At 58.0% G+C, this 17,944-nt stretch carries 14 protein-coding genes; 6 read left to right on the plus strand and 8 right to left on the minus strand.

Annotated features, from left to right (window positions below; genetic code table 11):
* Positions 1-3: 3 nt before the first annotated feature.
* Positions 4-4,839, minus strand: a complete 4,836-nt coding sequence (locus tag PSH79_RS19510) for an NEL-type E3 ubiquitin ligase domain-containing protein (RefSeq protein WP_305439078.1) — start codon at positions 4,837-4,839, stop codon at positions 4-6.
* Between the two features lie 252 nt (positions 4,840-5,091).
* Between PSH79_RS19510 and PSH79_RS19515 the strand changes: the two genes are divergently transcribed.
* The 5 genes from PSH79_RS19515 to PSH79_RS19535 all read left to right on the plus strand — a co-directional run bounded on the left by PSH79_RS19515 (position 5,092) and on the right by PSH79_RS19535 (position 11,825).
* Complete coding sequence (locus PSH79_RS19515) at positions 5,092-6,429, plus strand: dermonecrotic toxin domain-containing protein (RefSeq protein WP_305439080.1); 1,338 nt, start codon at positions 5,092-5,094, stop codon at positions 6,427-6,429.
* Between the two features lie 109 nt (positions 6,430-6,538).
* Entirely contained in the window at positions 6,539-8,311 is a 1,773-nt protein-coding gene (locus PSH79_RS19520) for an N-acetylglutaminylglutamine amidotransferase (protein WP_305439081.1), read from the plus strand.
* Positions 8,312-8,314: 3 nt separating this feature from the next.
* Positions 8,315-10,060, plus strand: coding sequence for an N-acetylglutaminylglutamine synthetase (gene ngg / locus PSH79_RS19525; protein WP_305439082.1), 1,746 nt, complete (start codon positions 8,315-8,317; stop codon positions 10,058-10,060).
* Between the two features lie 162 nt (positions 10,061-10,222).
* Positions 10,223-11,413 carry an osmoprotectant NAGGN system M42 family peptidase gene (locus PSH79_RS19530; RefSeq protein ID WP_305439083.1) on the plus strand — a complete coding sequence of 397 codons (1,191 nt, stop codon included), beginning with the start codon at positions 10,223-10,225 and terminating at the stop codon, positions 11,411-11,413.
* Between the two features lie 184 nt (positions 11,414-11,597).
* Positions 11,598-11,825, plus strand: coding sequence for a YheU family protein (locus tag PSH79_RS19535; protein WP_003192759.1), 228 nt, complete (start codon positions 11,598-11,600; stop codon positions 11,823-11,825).
* 5 nt (positions 11,826-11,830) lie between these two features.
* Here the strand turns inward: PSH79_RS19535 and csrA are convergent, their stop codons facing one another.
* From csrA to PSH79_RS19550, 3 genes are all read right to left on the minus strand, one after another.
* Positions 11,831-12,016, minus strand: a complete 186-nt coding sequence (gene csrA, locus PSH79_RS19540; RefSeq protein ID WP_305439084.1) for a carbon storage regulator CsrA — start codon at positions 12,014-12,016, stop codon at positions 11,831-11,833.
* 147 nt (positions 12,017-12,163) lie between these two features.
* The gene (locus tag PSH79_RS19545) at positions 12,164-12,496 is read right to left on the minus strand and encodes a YnfA family protein (RefSeq protein WP_305439085.1); all 333 of its coding nucleotides are present in this window, start codon (positions 12,494-12,496) and stop codon (positions 12,164-12,166) included.
* 63 nt (positions 12,497-12,559) lie between these two features.
* The gene (locus PSH79_RS19550; protein ID WP_305439086.1) at positions 12,560-13,375 is read right to left on the minus strand and encodes an SDR family oxidoreductase; all 816 of its coding nucleotides are present in this window, start codon (positions 13,373-13,375) and stop codon (positions 12,560-12,562) included.
* 323 nt (positions 13,376-13,698) lie between these two features.
* Here PSH79_RS19550 and PSH79_RS19555 point away from each other — a divergent pair, with 323 nt between their 5' ends.
* A complete protein-coding gene (locus tag PSH79_RS19555) occupies positions 13,699-13,857 on the plus strand; it encodes a DUF3309 family protein (RefSeq protein ID WP_169432680.1) in 159 nt (52 codons plus the stop codon).
* Between the two features lie 70 nt (positions 13,858-13,927).
* Here PSH79_RS19555 and PSH79_RS19560 read toward each other — a convergent pair whose 3' ends face one another.
* The 4 genes from PSH79_RS19560 to PSH79_RS19575 form a co-directional block, all read right to left on the minus strand.
* Positions 13,928-16,021 (minus strand): LTA synthase family protein, encoded by a 2,094-nt coding sequence (locus PSH79_RS19560; RefSeq protein WP_305439087.1) that lies wholly within the window; start codon positions 16,019-16,021, stop codon positions 13,928-13,930.
* 315 nt (positions 16,022-16,336) lie between these two features.
* On the minus strand, positions 16,337-16,942 hold the full coding sequence (locus tag PSH79_RS19565) for an START domain-containing protein (RefSeq protein WP_305439089.1): 606 nt from the start codon (positions 16,940-16,942) through the stop codon (positions 16,337-16,339).
* Positions 16,943-16,983: 41 nt separating this feature from the next.
* Positions 16,984-17,238, minus strand: coding sequence for a YkgJ family cysteine cluster protein (locus PSH79_RS19570; protein ID WP_007908349.1), 255 nt, complete (start codon positions 17,236-17,238; stop codon positions 16,984-16,986).
* Between the two features lie 166 nt (positions 17,239-17,404).
* Complete coding sequence (locus PSH79_RS19575) at positions 17,405-17,884, minus strand: translation initiation factor 2 (RefSeq protein WP_305439092.1); 480 nt, start codon at positions 17,882-17,884, stop codon at positions 17,405-17,407.
* Between the last annotated feature and the right edge of the window lie 60 nt (positions 17,885-17,944).

Genomic DNA, 17,944 nt, shown 5'->3' on the forward strand with positions numbered 1-17,944 from the left:
GCTTCAATCACCGGGCATCGCACAGATGCCCAGGTCCATCAGCCGTATCGCATCGTCGGTCAGGCGGGTGACCACTGTTTCTTCGGCCTCCTCGCGTTTGAGTTTGATCGCATCCATCTGGTTCAGGTAATCCCCGGTGGTCAACTTGGTCGCCTGATCAAAAACGGCATCCATTTGCGGTGCGAACGTTTCCTCAATGCTGGTGAACGATAGGGGAAACGTGCGCTTGAGGTAATCGCACCAGAATGGCTGACGCAGCATGAATGACAGCCATTCGGAGGACAGTTCAGCGGCATTGACCGCATTTTTTGCCGTAGCCAGATCCGCTTCGGTCACCCCGCCCAGGACGGCAAACCGCATATGCCGCGGCTGCCCCGGCAGATCGAGCTCATCGGCAAGGCCTGTACGATACGCAAGGTTCACCTCCAGCGGATCGGCAGTCGGATTCTTGCGCACGTGCTCTTGGGCAATATGGTTGAGTTTGTCCAGCCGGAACAGGCCCCTGCCCAGTTGGAGCAAAGGCTGCGCGCTGGTGGTTCGGCCGCCGGCGAGGCTGGTCACCCTGTCGACTTCCACGGCGACTTCAATATGGCTGAAGTTCATCGCCGCCGTATCCGTACAGTTGATCGGGTTGGCGGCCAGATTGAGCACTTGCTCGCACAGCTCTGCGTCGGATTCCGCGGCTTCAAGGACTGCCCAAACCCGGCGATGCATGTCGTCGCTGACCTTTTCAGAGTCGGCCGTATTGCCGACTTCTGCCAGCAAATGAAACAGCCCCTCGGCCCGTGGATCGTCCTTGAAGGCTGTCCAGATCCGGTCACGCCGGCCCCAGTCTTCTCCGGCTCCGTCTTTAAACCACAGTGAGCGCGCCTGCTGTTCGTCGAGTCGAGCGATATCGTCTTCCAGATAGCCCATGCCGATACCGACGTTGTTTCGATAATCGGCCAGATGCGCACTGCTGGCCAGTGACAGCGGATTGTGTCGCAGATTAATTGCCTGACTGAAGCGTTTCGTTGTCTTGAACAGCCAATCGGGCAGATTCCTGATTTCGTTGTTGCGCAGATCGACCCAGTCCAGAGACGGCAGGTGTGCAAGACCTTTGGGCAACTCGGTGGCGCCAGTTTCGCGCAGGCACAGAGCACGCAAGTCAAACATCTTGCTCACGTCAGGCGTCGCGCCCAACGGGTTTTCGTTCAGGTTCAAGGTGTGCAGCGTGCGCAAGTTGGCCAGCTTCACCAGCGCATGTTCGGTCAGTTTGATCTTGTTGCCCGCCAGACCCAAAAAGGTGAGATTGGGCATGTGTGAAAACACCTCGGGCAGTCGAGTCAGTGTGTTGTCGTCGAGTTCCAGAGACTCGACTTGCTTGAACGACTTGAGGAAATAAACCAGATCGTCGTCCTGCTCCATGTTCTTCAGCGACAAGTGCTTTATGTGATCGAAGTTCAACCCTGGGGGTAACGTGGGCAACTTGCCGACGCGCATCCCGTCAAGATTCAGGGCACAGACCGATTTACCACTTTTATCTTTCGCTGTGAAAATCCGTCGAAAACCGTCCTCGATCTGTTCTGCCGTCGACTTTCGGCTTTGCCGCACTTCACGCAAATCGCCACCGAGCGCCTTCATCGCGGCTTGATCCTCACTCCAGACATCCAGAATCTCGCGCAGCTGCTCGCGTTCATGGATCAACCCCTTCACCCGGGTCGCGCGGGTCAGTGCATCGGCGCCCAAGCCATCGATAAATTCGCGGGCCTGCGCCTCGGAGAAGCGTGGATAAAGTTTTCTCACCTTGCGTATCAGGGCTCGCGGATGAGTGGTCGCCGTCGTTGCGTGATCGGCTTGAATACACACCGGCTCCGCGACCAGCGGCTCGAGTTTGCCCTCGGTTAACAGGCGCGCACTGGCCTCACGCTCATCCAGCGCAACCCCCAGCAATTGTTTGCGCAATCGCGCACTGTCAGCGTCCACGGGATCGGGAAACCCGGCAGCGATACGTCGACGTGGCGAGAGTGCCTTGAGAATGGCGGCATAGAGGCTGTCCGGGCCCGCCGCTATGCGACCGAGGGATTTACCGTCGCCGGCGAACGCTTCATAACCGTCACTGGACTTGACCAGGGTGCAAGTGTTCAACGCTGTCGCAGACTCACTGCCGATGGCTTCCAGTACCGGCCCGGTCAGCGTCTTGTCACGCACCGCAAGCCGCAGCCCTGCGTCCCAGCCACTCAAACGCGGCAGCAACTGGATCGCCAGTTTTTCGCTGTCGGCATTGGCGACCTGCGGCACGTGCAGCCCGCAAAGCGCACGATCAAGACGCACGTCGATAGTGGCATTGCGGGCTTTTTGCGCCAGCCGCAAAGGCACCCGCCCGGTCGAACGCAAATGCATCCGCTCGACACTCGGCGCCTGATCGATCAATCGCTGGGCATAGCGCACCGGGATGTCTGCAAAGACGTTGCGTAAATTCTTGACCTCTTCTGCATCGCTCTGGTCATAGCGTTGATACATCCGCTCGAACACCGATCGTCGATCAGCCTTCAAGGCCGCACCCAGCTTTCTCGCCAGTGCCTGACGTGCGCCGCCCGCATTGACCCTGGTCCCCAGCAACGCATCGACCTCTTCCGAATACAGGCCATCGATTACCGCCTGGAGCAATTGACCGGAATCCAATTGCTCCTGGCTGACCACCACACTGAGTGTGTCGTCGGGCAGGTTGGTGGCGGGATACCTCGTCGTGACGTCGGCGTCGTAATCGCTGACCTCGATATAGCGATCCGTCGGCCAACCCGCCAGCTTCGGCAGACCGTGCAGTTGTTCCGGCAGCGGCTGGCCAGAATGAGTTTCACCTTCGCCCAGTTCACGGATCAGCAGGCGCAACTGTCGTTCGACGCGCAGGCGCTCCACGGTGTCACGCAGCCGCACCGGCAGTGCGAGATTGTCGGTGAAGTTGCGGTGCAACTCGTCATAGGTGACGTCGCTGATTCGCCTGATCATGTCCAGATCGTTGTCGGCGAATTCGCTCAGATTCGGGTCGATGCGCTTGAGGGTGTAGGGCACGCTGTTCCACTGTTCAGGGTCTTCAGCGGGAAGTCGCCAGCCACCCTCGACATGCCGCTCAAGTTCGGGGGTATAGGCTTGCGAGCGCCGGGGATGGTCGAGGCGCCAGCGGCCCGTCTGCTGGTCGACCGTACCGGAGACTATCCGACTGTCGACGCGACCGACGATAGAGTCACTGATGTCGTACATTTCCTCGGAGTCATAAGCCACCGTAAAACCCACAGGTAGCCGATGCTCATATGCCGTGAGATCCGGCTTCCACAATCGCGGCTTGCCGGCCGCATTGGTAACCGCGGCGAATTGCCCGAAAAATTCCGGATGGGCACGAATCAATTTTCGCCCCAGCGTCCCCACGACTTTCTGCCCGGCGGCGAAGGCGCCCATCAGCGCGATATTTTCGGCCACGGCGAACAGGTGTGACAATGCCTCCTGCCGATCGCCGCGCCGCCAGTCCTCGACACCCTCGTACACCTCCGCCAACAATTGTCCTGCAGCGACACCCATCATCAACTGACCGACAACCGGAACGAAGAATCCAGCCACCGTCGCTATCGTCACACCCAGTTCGAGAAAATTCAGCAGACGCTTTTGCCGCACACTTTCGTCGATATCGGTAGTAGGCACCGCGAGTTTGCGAGCATCGATCTGCATCTTGCCGACGTGGCTCTGCACCATGAATTCGAACAGCGGCACCGTGATCGGCAACTGCCTGATATGCCCCAGATCAGCGGTATCAGCGAAGGCCTTGAAGAAATCCGCCTTATCGTCTTCATCAATGCTGTTAGCGAAGTAATCCTTGTAGCTTTTCACCTTCAGTTGTTGCGTGAGGTACTGCTTGAACGCGTTAAAACTGGTGTATTCGTACAAGGGCCTGGCGGGCTCGTTGGCCATGTACACCAGGCACCATTCATCCGGGTACAACTCGACCGAGCGGACGGAAAACACCACCACGCCCCAGATGCAACTGTCGAGTATCTCGATGCCATGCATGATCAGTGGCCGTTTGCGGTACTGCAGGGTGTTCGCTAACACCCGGCCGTCAGCAGCAATCAGGTTTTGTAAAGTTTGCAGGCCTGCCGGGGTGATGTGCTGTCTGAGCCCGGCCAGATGCATGTCCAGTTGCAGCAAGTATTTTTTCATTGTGGCGATGTCGCGGGTCATCGGGCTGGTGGCAACCACCTCGCCGGCGCTGTCCTTGAGGCCGAACACCTCCTGTAAATGCTCCTGGTAACGTTTCCCCAGATCCAGCTCACGACAAAATCCGGCGAACGACGCCGGGGTCAGTCCGGCCACGCCTGACGGCGCACTGGCTACTCGCACCAGACTGCCGACGGGGAAACTGTCGGCCTCCTCGTCCTCGCTGAAGTTCTGCATGGCCCCTTGCAATAACGTCTGGATGGCATGCGGAACGGTTTCAACGTCGTTGCTATCTGTGGAGGTCGGCGGGCAACCGCAATCGGGGCCCGGCATACTCAACAGGTCGTTCTCGACATCGAATACCGCTGACCACTTGAGGTTCAGCGCACGGGTCAATTCGGTTTTACAGAACGTGTTCAAAGGCTTGAGCCGGAGCAAGTCCTTGTCGACCTTGAGTTGAATCGTGTGCAAGTCTCGCGCGGTTTGATCGAGCGCAACCAATGTGGCAGCCGAACTCTTGAGCAGCATGTCGGGCAAGCTCTTTTGCAGCGCCTCGGCGCTGTCCAGATTGCCCGTGGCTTCGAGCAGAGCGCTGAGAATTTCGTTCTGTATCAGCGCTGGTGATACGGATTTATCCTGTTGGGTGGTCATCGGCAATAGTCCTTTATTGCAGGTTTGAGATTTAAACCTTACCGATATAGAGAAAAAGAATAAACCTGTTACCCATGTTTTTAATCCGCTTCCACAACAGGCATATTTTGCCCCTGATCGTGCGGTAACTATTTATATCAAACATTCAAAATCTCGCCCAACCCGACCCACTAACCAGTTAATAATGGCGTTATTCACAAGCAACACTCGGGCATACCATTGAGGTTCATTTCTGAAAGCGAGATTATTTTCATGACCTCACCAAAAACAGCCCCGCCCAACAAAATCAGTGACGTAAACAAAGCAGAACTGGTTGATAAACTCATCGCTGCAAAGCTGGCAAACGCCGACACAAGCAAAATCTCCGAATTCAGAAAAACGCTGGAAAAGGCCTATCCCTACCAGAGGTATTTCGACAACTTTTCAGCTGCACTTGAAGCGCCCAACGATTTCTGCCAGCGCCAACTTCAGGATGAGTTGCAAAACAAATACAACCTTCGGCTCAACGTAAAAAGCTTGATCAAACTCCAGCCCAGGACTTCCACGAGCAACGCATCGCACACCTACAACCTGCTTCAGGCTGCGATGCTGAACTTCACTGACAACGAAGTCGCCAGCCATTATTTTTCCGACGACAGCGAGCTATTGGCTGATGCTCAGGACACGCCAGACGATGGCCGCGCGAATGTGAAAATCACTGCACAGCAATTTGCTGCGATGAGTCGCACGCTTGATCTCGGCAACCAATATCAAAACCATCTCTCGCGAACATTCAATGTAGGTTCAGTCCAATTGAATGCCATGCGCCTGGCCAAACTCAATATGAAACTGGCGGCCTATACAAAATACTTCAGCAATGACATCCATCAGTCCCTGTGGTTAATGCTGACAAACCTGACCCGAGGACTGGAAGATATTTCCAACGGGGATATCTTTCAGAATGGTCCCATCCAACTGTATTCGGTGCAGCTCTTCAGGAAATATTTAGTAGATGCAGTCCTGATTGTCTGTCGCCTGACGGATCAATCAACGCAGGATCGCTACCTGCTATATGTACCTAATGATACCGGGCCTGGTTTTTACCACAGCCATGACGAATACAATTGCAGAGTCTCCCTCACCGTTAACCTGCTGGGTGAATCGCCCCTGCGAAAACTGTTCGCATCCCGACTGAACAAAACAGACCAGGGGTTTCTGACAAGTCAGTTGTCGTCCATATCATTCAAAGACGACATTACTTTCCATCCGTTAAAACAGAAGTTATTCAAATACATTGCCAATCGGCCTCTGGATACATTTTTTACCAATGTCAGGCAATGCGCCGTTCCCGTAGCGGACATCAACCAGTCAATCCATGACAAGCGGCGAGAAAATCCTGAGTTGCACCAACGGTGGGCGCTGTCTGAATCACTGACTGACGACTTCAGCAAGCGTCTGCGCACCTATGCACCGGATGCGCTTATCAGCGAAGTGTTTACCGGCGTCGAAAACTGGGCGTCCAGCGAAAAGTTAAAAGCGCTCCACCAATTACTGGACCTGAAGGAAAACCCAACCTCAAGCGCTGACGGTGAGCCAACGCCATCCTTATAACTTATCGTTCTAAAACTCCACTTACCGGGGCGGGTCAGTTTCTGAGTGCCCGCCCTTTTGGCGAGGCATGGCTTGACCCCTCCCCAACGGAAAAACCGGTAAGGATTTTATGTGCGGATTAGCTGGCGAGTTACGTTTTGATCAACAACCTGCAGACCTTGCAGCCATTGAGCGAATCACCCATCACCTGGCCCCTCGCGGCCCTGACGCGTGGGGCTTCCACGCCCAAGGGCCGATTGCCCTGGGCCATCGTCGCCTGAAAATCATGGATCTGTCGGACGGCTCGGCGCAGCCGATGATCGACAGCCAGTTAGGCCTGTCCCTGGCCTTCAATGGCGCAATCTACAACTTCCCGGAACTGCGAGCCGAACTCGAAGCACTGGGCTACGCCTTCTATTCCGGCGGCGACACTGAAGTGCTGCTCAAGGGCTATCACGCCTGGGGCGAAGCACTGCTGCCAAAACTCAACGGCATGTTTGCCTTCGCCATCTGGGAGCGCGACGCCAAGCGTCTGTTCATCGCCCGTGACCGACTCGGCGTGAAGCCGTTGTATCTGTCGCGCACCGGCCAGCGTTTGCGCTTTGCCTCGGCCCTGCCGGCGCTGCTCAAGGGCGGCGACATCAACCCGATCCTCGATCCGGTGGCGCTTAACCATTACCTGAATTTCCACGCCGTGGTGCCAGCACCGCGCACGCTGTTGGCCGGCATCGAAAAACTGCCGCCGGCGAGCTGGATGCGCGTTGACGCCGACGGCAGCACCGAGCAGAAAACCTGGTGGACCCTGCCCTACGGCCCACACGACGACGAGAAAAACCTGCAGCTCGAAGACTGGGTCGACCGCGTTCTCGACAGCACCCGCGAAGCCGTGGCGATCCGTCAACGTGCAGCCGTGGATGTCGGTGTGTTGCTGTCCGGCGGCGTCGATTCGAGCATGTTGGTCGGCCTGTTGCGTGAGGTCGGTGTGGAAGACCTGTCGACCTTCTCTATCGGTTTCCAGGATGCCGGCGGCGAGCGCGGCGACGAGTTCCAGTACTCCGACCTGATCGCCAAGCACTATGGCACCCAGCATCACCAACTGCGTATCGACGAGAAAGAAATCATCGAACAACTGCCCGCCGCATTCCGCGCGATGAGCGAGCCGATGGTCAGCCACGACTGCATCGCCTTCTATCTGTTGTCCCGCGAAGTGGCCAAGCACTGCAAAGTAGTGCAGAGCGGCCAGGGTGCTGACGAACTGTTCGCCGGTTATCACTGGTACCCGCAAGTGGACGGCGCGGCCGATCCTTACGCAGCCTACCGCGAAGCGTTTTTCGACCGCAGCTACGACGATTACGCCGCCACCGTGCAACCGAAATGGCTGACCGCCAATGACGCCGCCGGTGACTACGTGAAAGAACATTTCGCCCAACCCGGCGCCGATGCCGCGGTGGACAAGGCGCTGCGTCTGGACAGCACAGTGATGCTGGTAGACGACCCGGTCAAACGCGTCGACAACATGACCATGGCCTGGGGCCTGGAGGCACGCACGCCGTTTCTCGACTATCGCCTGGTCGAACTGTCGGCACGGGTTCCCGGCAAATTCAAGCTGCCCGATGGCGGCAAACAAGTGCTGAAAGAGGCTGCGCGCCGGGTCATTCCAAGTGAAGTGATCGACCGCAAGAAGGGCTACTTCCCGGTGCCTGGCCTCAAACATTTGCAAGGCGACACTTTGAACTGGGTGCGCGAACTGCTGCTCGATCCAAGCCAGGATCGCGGCCTGTTCAATCCGGCCATGCTCGACAAATTACTGACTGATCCGCAAGGCCAACTGACGCCGTTGCGCGGCTCGAAGCTGTGGCAACTGGCGGCCCTGAACCTGTGGCTCAGTGAACAAGGAATCTGATTGATGAAACCCCACGCCACGGCCATTAACCAACGCCTGATACGCGGCCAGACACCGTCGTATGAACGTTTGCAGGCGCGTCTGGCCGAAGACGGCAGCGAACTGGCGACCGCCCCGATTGCCGTGCATTGCGGCTGGGGCCGGTTGCTGATCGGCCATACCTTTCCTGATCCGGCAACACTGGCCCAGGAGCTGCTCAACGAGCAGCCCGGCGAACGCGATATCGCCCTGTACGTCGCCGCGCCGCAGCAGATTCTCGGCCTGGAGCCGACACAGCTGTTTCTCGATCCGTCCGACACCCTGCGCCTGTGGTTCAGCGACTATCGCCAGTCCACCCGCGTGTTTCGCGGCTTTCGTATTCGTCGTGCACAAAGCGAAGCAGACTGGCAGGCAATCAATCACCTGTATCAGGCGCGCGGCATGTTGCCGATCGATCCGGCGCTGCTCACCCCGCATCATCAGGGCGGCCCGGTTTACTGGCTGGCCGAGGATGAAGACAGCGGCGCGGTGATCGGCAGCGTCATGGGCCTGAATCATCACAAGGCCTTCAACGATCCGGAAAACGGCAGCAGCCTCTGGTGCCTTGCGGTTGATCCGCAGTGCTCGCGCCCCGGCGTCGGCGAAGTGCTGGTGCGCCACTTGATTGAGCACTTCATGAGTCGCGGATTGAGCTATCTGGACCTGTCGGTGTTGCACGACAACCGCCAGGCAAAAAACCTCTACGCCAAACTCGGTTTCCGCAACCTTTCGACCTTCGCGATCAAGCGCAAGAACGGCATCAACCAGACGCTGTTCCTGGGTCCCGGGCCGGAAGCCAATTTCAATCCCTATGCGCGAATCATCGTCGAAGAAGCCCATCGCCGTGGCATCGACGTGCAAGTGGATGACGCCGAGGCCGGACTGTTCACCCTCAGCCACGGCGGGCGCCGCGTGCGTTGCCGCGAGTCGTTGAGCGACCTGACCAGCGCGATCAGCATGAGTTTGTGTCAGGACAAAAGCCTGACCCACAACGTGTTGAAGGCTGCCGGACTGAAGCTGCCCTCGCAGCAATTGGCGGGCAACGCCGATGACAATTTAGAGTTTCTCGATGAGCATCAGCGGGTGGTGGTCAAGCCGCTCGATGGTGAACAGGGTCAAGGCGTGGCAGTGGATTTGCAGAGCATCGAGGAGGTTCAGCAGGCCATCGAAGCGGCCAAGCAATTCGATAGCCGAGTGCTGTTGGAAAGCTTCCACGAAGGCCTGGACCTGCGGATTCTGGTGATCGGCTTTGAAGTGGTGGCGGCAGCGATTCGTCGTCCGGCGGAAGTGATCGGTGATGGTCAGCATTCGATTGGTGCGCTGATCGAAGCCCAGAGCCGACGCCGGCTAGCGGCCACGGGCGGCGAGAGCAAAATCCCGCTGGATCACGAAACCCAGCGCACCTTGCATGCGGCCGGTTACGACTACAGCAGCATTTTGCCGGCGGGCGAGCATTTGTTTGTGCGGCGCACGGCGAATCTGCACACCGGTGGCACGCTGGAGGATGTCACGGCGATTCTGCATCCGACCCTGATCGATGCCGCCGTGCGGGCGGCGCGGGCGCTGGATATTCCGATGGTCGGTCTCGACCTGATGGTGCCGGCGGCAGATCAACCGGAGTACGTGTTTATCGAGGCCAACGAGCGGGCCGGTCTGGCCAACCATGAACCGCAGCCGACGGCAGAGCGGTTTGTCGATTTGTTGTTTCCGCACAGCAAGCCGGCTGTCTGAAGTTGATGTACTGAATGTGCCACCGCCATCGCGAGCAGCCTCACTCCTACATTTGATCGCGTCTCCCTGTAGGAGTGAGCCTGCTCGCGATCAGGCCCTCAAACTCACCACAAATTCTTCCTCATCGAAACCATCGATGTGCTCAACCCATCAGGAGTTTCCATGACCACGCAAATCCCCGAACCGGATCTCAACTACCTGCAAAAAGTCCTGCTGGAAATGCTCGCCATTCCCAGCCCCACCGGGTTCACCGACACCATCGTGCGCTACGTCGCCGAACGTCTGGAAGAACTCGGCATCCCTTTTGAAATGACCCGTCGCGGCACCATTCGCGCCACGCTCAAGGGTAAGAAGAACAGTCCCGATCGCGCGGTCTCGGCGCATCTCGACACCATTGGCGCCGCCGTACGGGCGATCAAAGACAACGGTCGCCTGACGCTTGCACCGGTCGGCTGCTGGTCGAGCCGTTTTGCCGAGGGCAGTCGCGTCAGCCTGTTCACCGACAACGGCGTGATTCGCGGCAGTGTGTTGCCCCTCATGGCTTCCGGGCATGCGTTCAATACCGCGGTGGACGAGATGCCGATCAGTTGGGATCACGTCGAACTGCGCCTGGACGCCTACTGCGCGACCAAGGCTGATTGCGACTCGCTGGGCATCAGCGTCGGTGATGTGGTGGCGTTTGATCCGCTGCCGGAATTCACCGAAAGCGGCCATATCAGCGCCCGTCACCTCGATGACAAGGCTGGCGTCGCCGCGTTGCTGGCGTCACTCAAAGCCATCGTCGACAGCGGTCAGGAACTGATGATCGACTGCCACCCGCTGTTCACCATCACCGAGGAAACCGGCAGCGGTGCGGCGGCGGCTTTGCCGTGGGACGTCAGCGAGTTCGTTGGCATCGACATTGCGCCGGTCGCGCCGGGGCAGCATTCCAGTGAACATGCGGTGAGTGTGGCGATGCAGGATTCCGGCGGCCCATACGACTATCACCTGTCGCGCCACCTGCTGCGTCTGGCCGGTGAAAACGAACTGCCGGTGCGCCGCGACCTGTTTCGCTACTACTTCAGCGATGCGCATTCGGCGGTGACCGCCGGCCACGACATCCGTACCGCCCTGCTCGCCTTTGGCTGCGATGCAACTCACGGTTATGAGCGCACGCACATCGACAGTCTCGCGGCGCTCAGTCGCTTGCTCGGGGCTTACATCCTGAGTCCGCCGGTATTTGCCAGCGACGCGGCGCCGGCCAATGCATCGCTGGACCGCTTCAGCCATCAGATCGAACATGACACGCAGATGGAGAGCGAAACGCGGGTGCCGCCAGTGGACAGTCTGGTTGGGCAGCGGTCGGATAGCTGATCCAGATTCTGTTGTGACAGTTCCGGCCCCATCGCTGGCAAGCCAGCTCCCACAAGTATTTGGGTAGACATCAAAACCCTGTGGGAGCTGGCTTGCCAGCGATGAGGCCGGGACAGACTACACAAAACTGGCAGGCAACCATCATTCGCCGTAGCATCCCGCCATTGATTCAGCCGAGGTGCCCATGCTCATCCCCTACGACGCTCTTGAAGTCGACACCCTCACCCGCCTCATCGAGGATTTCGTCACCCGCGACGGCACCGACAACGGTGACGACACACCGCTCGAAACCCGCGTACTGCGCGTACGCCAGGCGCTGACCAAGGGCCAGGCGCTGATTGTCTTCGACCCGGAAAGCGAGCAGTGCCAGTTGATGCTCAAGCACGACGTGCCCAAGCATCTGTTCGACTGAAATGCTCAGCGGACCTTTTGCGTAGCCTGTTTGCGCTGGATCCGTTCGTAGACCTCGGCGCGATGCACGTTGACGTTCTGGGGCGCCTCGACGCCGAAGCGCACACTGGAACCGTTCACCGACAGAACACGCAGGGAAATGTCGTCACCGATTGAAATCAACTCACCAACGACACGGCTGAGTACAAGCATGAGATTCGTCCTTCAGGGTTAGCGAACCCTGAAGATGCGCGGCTTGCGCCGGCTCTACAATGCGTCGCGGGCAAATCAGTAAAGCCCTACAGCGTCAGGCACGCTGCCCTTCAGACATTTCCCGCAAATCGTTAAACAGCCCTCGCCTCAAGCGACGGAAAAGCGTGGACCGAACAGAATCACGCTTGCACCGATCACGCACAACGCGACGCCGATCCAGTCAGACCCCAATGGACGAACTCGCTCGACCACGGCCAGCCAGCCAATCGAAGCCACGATGTAGATCCCGCCATAAGCGGCATAGGCGCGACCGGCGTAGGCCGCTTCGACGCGCGTCAACAACAGCGCAAACAGGGTCAGGCTGAGCAGCGCGGGGATCACCCACAGGGCACTTTTGCCTTGGCGCAGCCACATGAAGAAGGCAAAACAACCGGCGATTTCAAACAGCGCCGCAAGGAAGAACCACAAGTAATTGAGCATTGACGCGCCTCGACAGGGTGACCATTGCGGCCACCCTAACCACGCCGCACGTCAGGGGCAAGTTCAGCCGTTGCTCTGCTTGGCCTTGGCGCGCATTTTCTCGGCCATGGACGTCATTTCGTTGTAAAGCAGTTGCGGGTTCTTCTGCTTGATCGCCCAGGCCATACGGCCCTGTTCGTGAGGCAGGATCATGAATTCGCCAACAGCGACTTGCTGATAGATGTAGTCGGCTATATCGGCTGCGCTGATCGGTGAACTCTCCAGCAACTTGCCGACCTGCGCTTTCATCGCCGGAGTCGGTCCACGGAAAGAATCGAGCAGATTGGTCTGGAAGAATGACGGGCACACCACATGCACGCCGACTTCCTGCTGCGCGAGTTCGATCAACAGACTCTCCGACAAGGCCACCACACCCGCCTTGGCCACGTTGTAGTTGCTCATGGCCGGGCCCTGCATCAACGCGGCCATGGAGGCGATGTTGATAATCTTGCCTTTGCTTTGTTCAAGCAATGGCAGGAACGCTTTGCAGCCCTTGACCACACCCATCAGGTTGATCGCGATCTGCCAGTCCCAGTCTTCCAGCGACAGTTCGCTGAAGAATCCGCCAGAGGCCACGCCGGCGTTGTTGACGATGATGTCGATGCCGCCGAGTTTCTCTTCGCAGGCCTGGGCGAACGCAGTGAGTTGGCTGTAATCACGCACATCGCAACGCTGAATAAACCCGTCGCCACCGGCCTCGCGCACCATTTTCAGGGTCTCTTGCAGGCCAGGCTCGCTGACGTCGGACAAGGCCAGTCGCCAGCCTTCACGCGCCCAGCGCAGCGCGATTTCGCGACCTAAACCTGAGCCCGCGCCAGTGATCATCATGCGATTTTGCATAGCAGACAGCCTTGTTGTTCCGGGGAAGATGCGCGGAGTGTAGCGAAGGTTCGGCGCCCACCCACGCTCCATCAGATTGCTGAATGCAAGATCAAAAGATCGCAGCCTTCGGCAGCTCCTACAGGAGTTCGATGTAGGAGCTGCCGAAGGCTGCGATCTTTTGATCTTGTGCTTCAAAGGAAATAAACAAGCAATCCAAATACATTAAAAAAACATTGAATTTTCTTTCATTCGCACCAGTCGGAATTTATAAGCTGCCTGGAATTACTTAGTCTCCAGTCGCCCTTGAACACCAAGACTTCTCGAACACTTTCAACAAGGAAATAGACATGGGCACAATTCTTATCATTATCCTGATCCTGTTGCTGATCGGTGGTCTGCCAGTCTTCCCACACTCCAGAAGTTGGGGTTACGGTCCATCGGGCATTATCGGCGTGGTGTTGGTCGTGCTGCTGGTGCTATTGCTACTCGGTCGGATATAACGATTCAAGCGTAAAAAAAGAGGCCCTTTTCAGGGCCTCTTTTTTATTGCGCGAAGCGTTTGCCGATCATTCAGTCCGGCGTGCCGTGGATCACACCGGCGGTGTTATCCATCAGGCTCTTGGTCGCCGTTTGCAGGAACGCTTCGAGTTTGAGTTTCAACTCGGCAGTGCGCGGTGCATTCGGAACGACCTCGGCGTGCGGATTGGCCCCCAGTTGGTACTGCCAGATCTTCGGCCCCATGTCCTTGTCTCTCGGCAACACCAGAATCTGGTCGGCAGTAACGATCGCGGTGGTCTGCTCGCTGCCCGACGGCTTGATCACACCAAAACCGGTGTCACCTTGCGGCAGGTTGAGCAAGTCACGACCCCAGCACTGATGGCGCACTTCACCACCGAGACGCCCCATGATGGTCGGCACGATGTCGATCTGCGTGCCCACGGTGTGGTCACGGGTACCGAACTTTTCCTGGATGCCCGGTGCGATCATCAGCATCGGCACGTTGAAGCGGCCCAAGTCCATTTCAGTGATCTGACGCTCGTTACCGAAACCGTGGTCGCCGACGACTACGAACAGGGTTTCCTTGAAGTAAGGCTCTTTGCGGGCCTTCTCGAAGAACTGCCCCAGCGCCCAGTCCGAGTAACGCATGGCGGTCAAATGCTCGTTGAGCGAACCGCGATCGGTCACGCGCTCGACCGGCAATGGCGTCGGCAAAGCGTACGGCGTGTGGTTAGACAGGGTTTGCAGCAACGCGTAGAACGGCTTGCCGTTTTCCCGCGCCTTGAGCTCCTGCAGACCACGGTCGAACATGTCCTGGTCGGACACCCCCCATGTCGGATCAGAGAACACCGGGTTGACGAAGTCATTGCGGCCAACGAAGTTGGTCATGCCCTGGTTGCTGAAGAAGCCCGACTGGTTATCCCAGGCGAAGTCGCCGTTGTAGACGTACACGTCGTCGTAGTCACGGGCGCTGAGCACCTGCGGCAGGCCAGACAGCTTGTGGCTGCCTTCTGGAGTCTGCATCAGGTATTCGAAGCCCGGCAGGTTCGGGAAGCAGGCCATGGTCGCGAACATGCCCTGGTGGGTATGCGTACCGTTGGAGAAGAAACGATCGAACAGCAGGCCTTCCTTGGACAGCTTGTCCAGGTACGGCGTGATGTTGCCCGGAGCACCCAAGGCGCCAACCGAGTGACCGGCCATGCTTTCCATCAGGATCACGACGACGTTCTTGATCGGCAGGGTCTTATCGGCCGGCGGCGTGTAATCACGGCGCACGGCGGCAATATCGGCATCGACCAGTTTGTCGTCAGGCAACAGCAGCATGTCACGCACGACTTTCTGCGCTTGCTCCTGCGGCAGCGTGGCTTTCCAGATGTTGTCGCGATCCTCGCCCATGCGGGACTTGGCGGCCTCGATCAGCGACAGAGTTGCATTGAGGCCAAGCTGATTGGCGAAGTTGGAATCGGTGGTGTAGACGTCACCCCAGCGCATCGGCGGGCCTTGGCGCAGAGTGCCACGGGCCGCAACCACGCAGATCAGCAGGCAGACCACGAACACCGCGAGGCGCGTGTACCACGGCGCCACTTGGCGAGTGCTGACGCTGCCGCCACTGAATGGCCCACGTGGACGGGTGGCTCGGTCGGCGCCTTTGAACGCCAGCGTCAGAATCACCGTGCCGATCACCCAGGCCAGCAGATAGCGAACCACCGGGAAACCGTACCAGAGCATGCTCATCACGGTGTTCGGGTCTTCCTTCACGTACTGGAACACCAAGCCGTTGAGGCGCTGGTGAAACTCGCGGTAGAAGTCCATCTCCATCAGGCCGAGGAACAGCGCGATGCTCGACGCAATCGTCAACCACAGACGGAAGAAGCCGCGCGCTGCCATGGCCCGCTCACTGAACAGTGACAGCACCAGCGGAATGCAGAGGTAGACCACCAGGCGCAGGTCGAAACGCAGGCCGTTGGCGAAGGCTTCGAGGAACGTCGAAGCCGGGGTATCGAGGATCATCTCGCGGTTGTAGACCAGCAGCGCGAGGCGCAGCACGGAAAACATCACCATCATGACCAGCGCACAAAGCAGCGTGTAGGCCAGATGCGATTTGACGGTCGGTTGCAGCAGGCGAGCAGAAGATCGCTGCTGATTCAGGGCGTCCGGGTTTGCCATGTCGTTTTAGGACCCATTGGAAGTTGAAGTTGCATAAATACAGCGGCGCCATGCCCTCTATTGGTCATTCCAGACCCCGGGGCGTGCGCGGTGCGCAAATGTTGCACGATCACCCGCACCATTGCCATTGATTACTGCCCTGCTGCCAGACACTTTCATTTGAAGCGGCGGTAGACCGGGAAGCGTGGAAACAGCGCGGGCGAATTGTCTTGAACGCTTTGTGAAAATTTCGTTCAACGCATATCTGGAAACACAATAAAGCTGCAAAACAAAACGCCCCGAATTGATCGGGGCGTTTTGCTGAATGGGCGGCGATTACTTCTCGGCGCGCTCTTTCAAGGCTTCAAGGGTTTTGAACGGAGCATCAACAACAAACTTGTTGGCAACCATCGCCGGGACGCTGCCGCCAGGTTCGGTGTGCACTTGATAGGTCACTTCGACCTGATCACCTTTTGGCACGAACTTCCAGAAGCCTTTGACCTGCGCCACGCGGACGAAGCCTTTTTCTTCCGGGATGTACTTCGGCACACCTTCCAGATTGCGGGTCAGACTGCCATCGGCGCCTTCGACGGTGGTGATGTGCAGCACCGAATCACGCGAAGTGACTGGCCACGGCGTGTTGAACTGAGTGTAGGTCCAGCTCTGGTCGCCCTCATGCTTGAGCAACTTCTGGGATTTGCATTCGTAGATCCAGGCACAGGCACCGGAGACGTCTTCCTGCAAGGCGCGCAGTTTGGCAATGCTGGTCTTCATCAGAGTCACGCCCTGATAGGACTTGTAATCGGAGCCCGCAACTTCGGCCAGGGATACCTTGATCCCGTCCTGCTCCTTGGCGACCTTCCAGTCTTCAGCCTGAGCGGCCGAAGTCGCCAGCACGGCAGTCAAACCACACAACACAGCGATACGGTGCAGCGAACCCATAGTCTTATTCCTTATTGTTGAAGTTCCGTTCGTTTGACACATCACGCCGCCGTCATCTGCTCCCACCAGCCAATCAGCCTGATCGCTTCTTCCGAGCTGCTGCCGCAGACTTCGACATCCGCAGCGAAGCCCGAACAGACTGCCGGGCGCTCCGGGCGGCCGAAAATGCTGCACAGGTTTTCGACCGAGAGCTGCACGCAACGTTCGCCGGCGGGTTTGCCATCAGGCATGCCGGGAATCGGCGAACTGATGGAAGGGGCAATGCAGCAAGCGCCACAGCCTTCACGGCATTTCATGACGAACAAGTCCTCGCGACGGGCAATGTGTAAAAAGAGACGCGGACAGGGTAACCGCTAAAACGGCTGTTTCAAATTCCCTGAACCGGGGTTTTTACGGATAAGTGAACGTGACTGACCAGTCTCCGACAAAGCGTCTGCTTCGCGGGTCACAGATGGGCGGATTTTACTGTTTGAATTCGAAATCCAGCGCCGCGCCTTCGACATCCCGACGCTCCTCGTTGCGCAGTTGCAACTGCATTTCGTTGCTGAGCAAACGGCCGTTGAGCTGGAATCCGCTGTTTTTCTCGCCGAACATCTGCGGCAGGATCGCTTCACGTTTGGGCAGCGGGACAGTGCCTTCAGGTTTCAATTCCTGGACCATGTCCCTGGGCAGGCTCAGATCCAGTTTGGCGGGTGGCAGTTTGGACTTTGCTATTTCACTGGCGGGTTTCGACTTGGAAGCCACAGGCTTGCGTTTCTTCACCGGCGCGGCTTTCTTGGGCTGCGCTTTTTTTACCGGGACGGCTTTTTTGCCGGTCGCCGGCTTTTGCGCTGAGGTCGTCGCTGCCGGTTTATCCTGAACCGCAGCCGCCATGACCTCAGGCGCCTGACTGATCATCAGCGAAAAAAACAAAACCCCGGCGGCAGAAAAAATCGCTTTCATGGACCCAACGACACTAACGGCAGAGGGCCACATGCTCGCTTGTTGAGCGCCACAAGACAA

This window comes from Pseudomonas sp. FP2196 (assembly GCF_030687715.1).
GTDB lineage: Bacteria > Pseudomonadota > Gammaproteobacteria > Pseudomonadales > Pseudomonadaceae > Aquipseudomonas.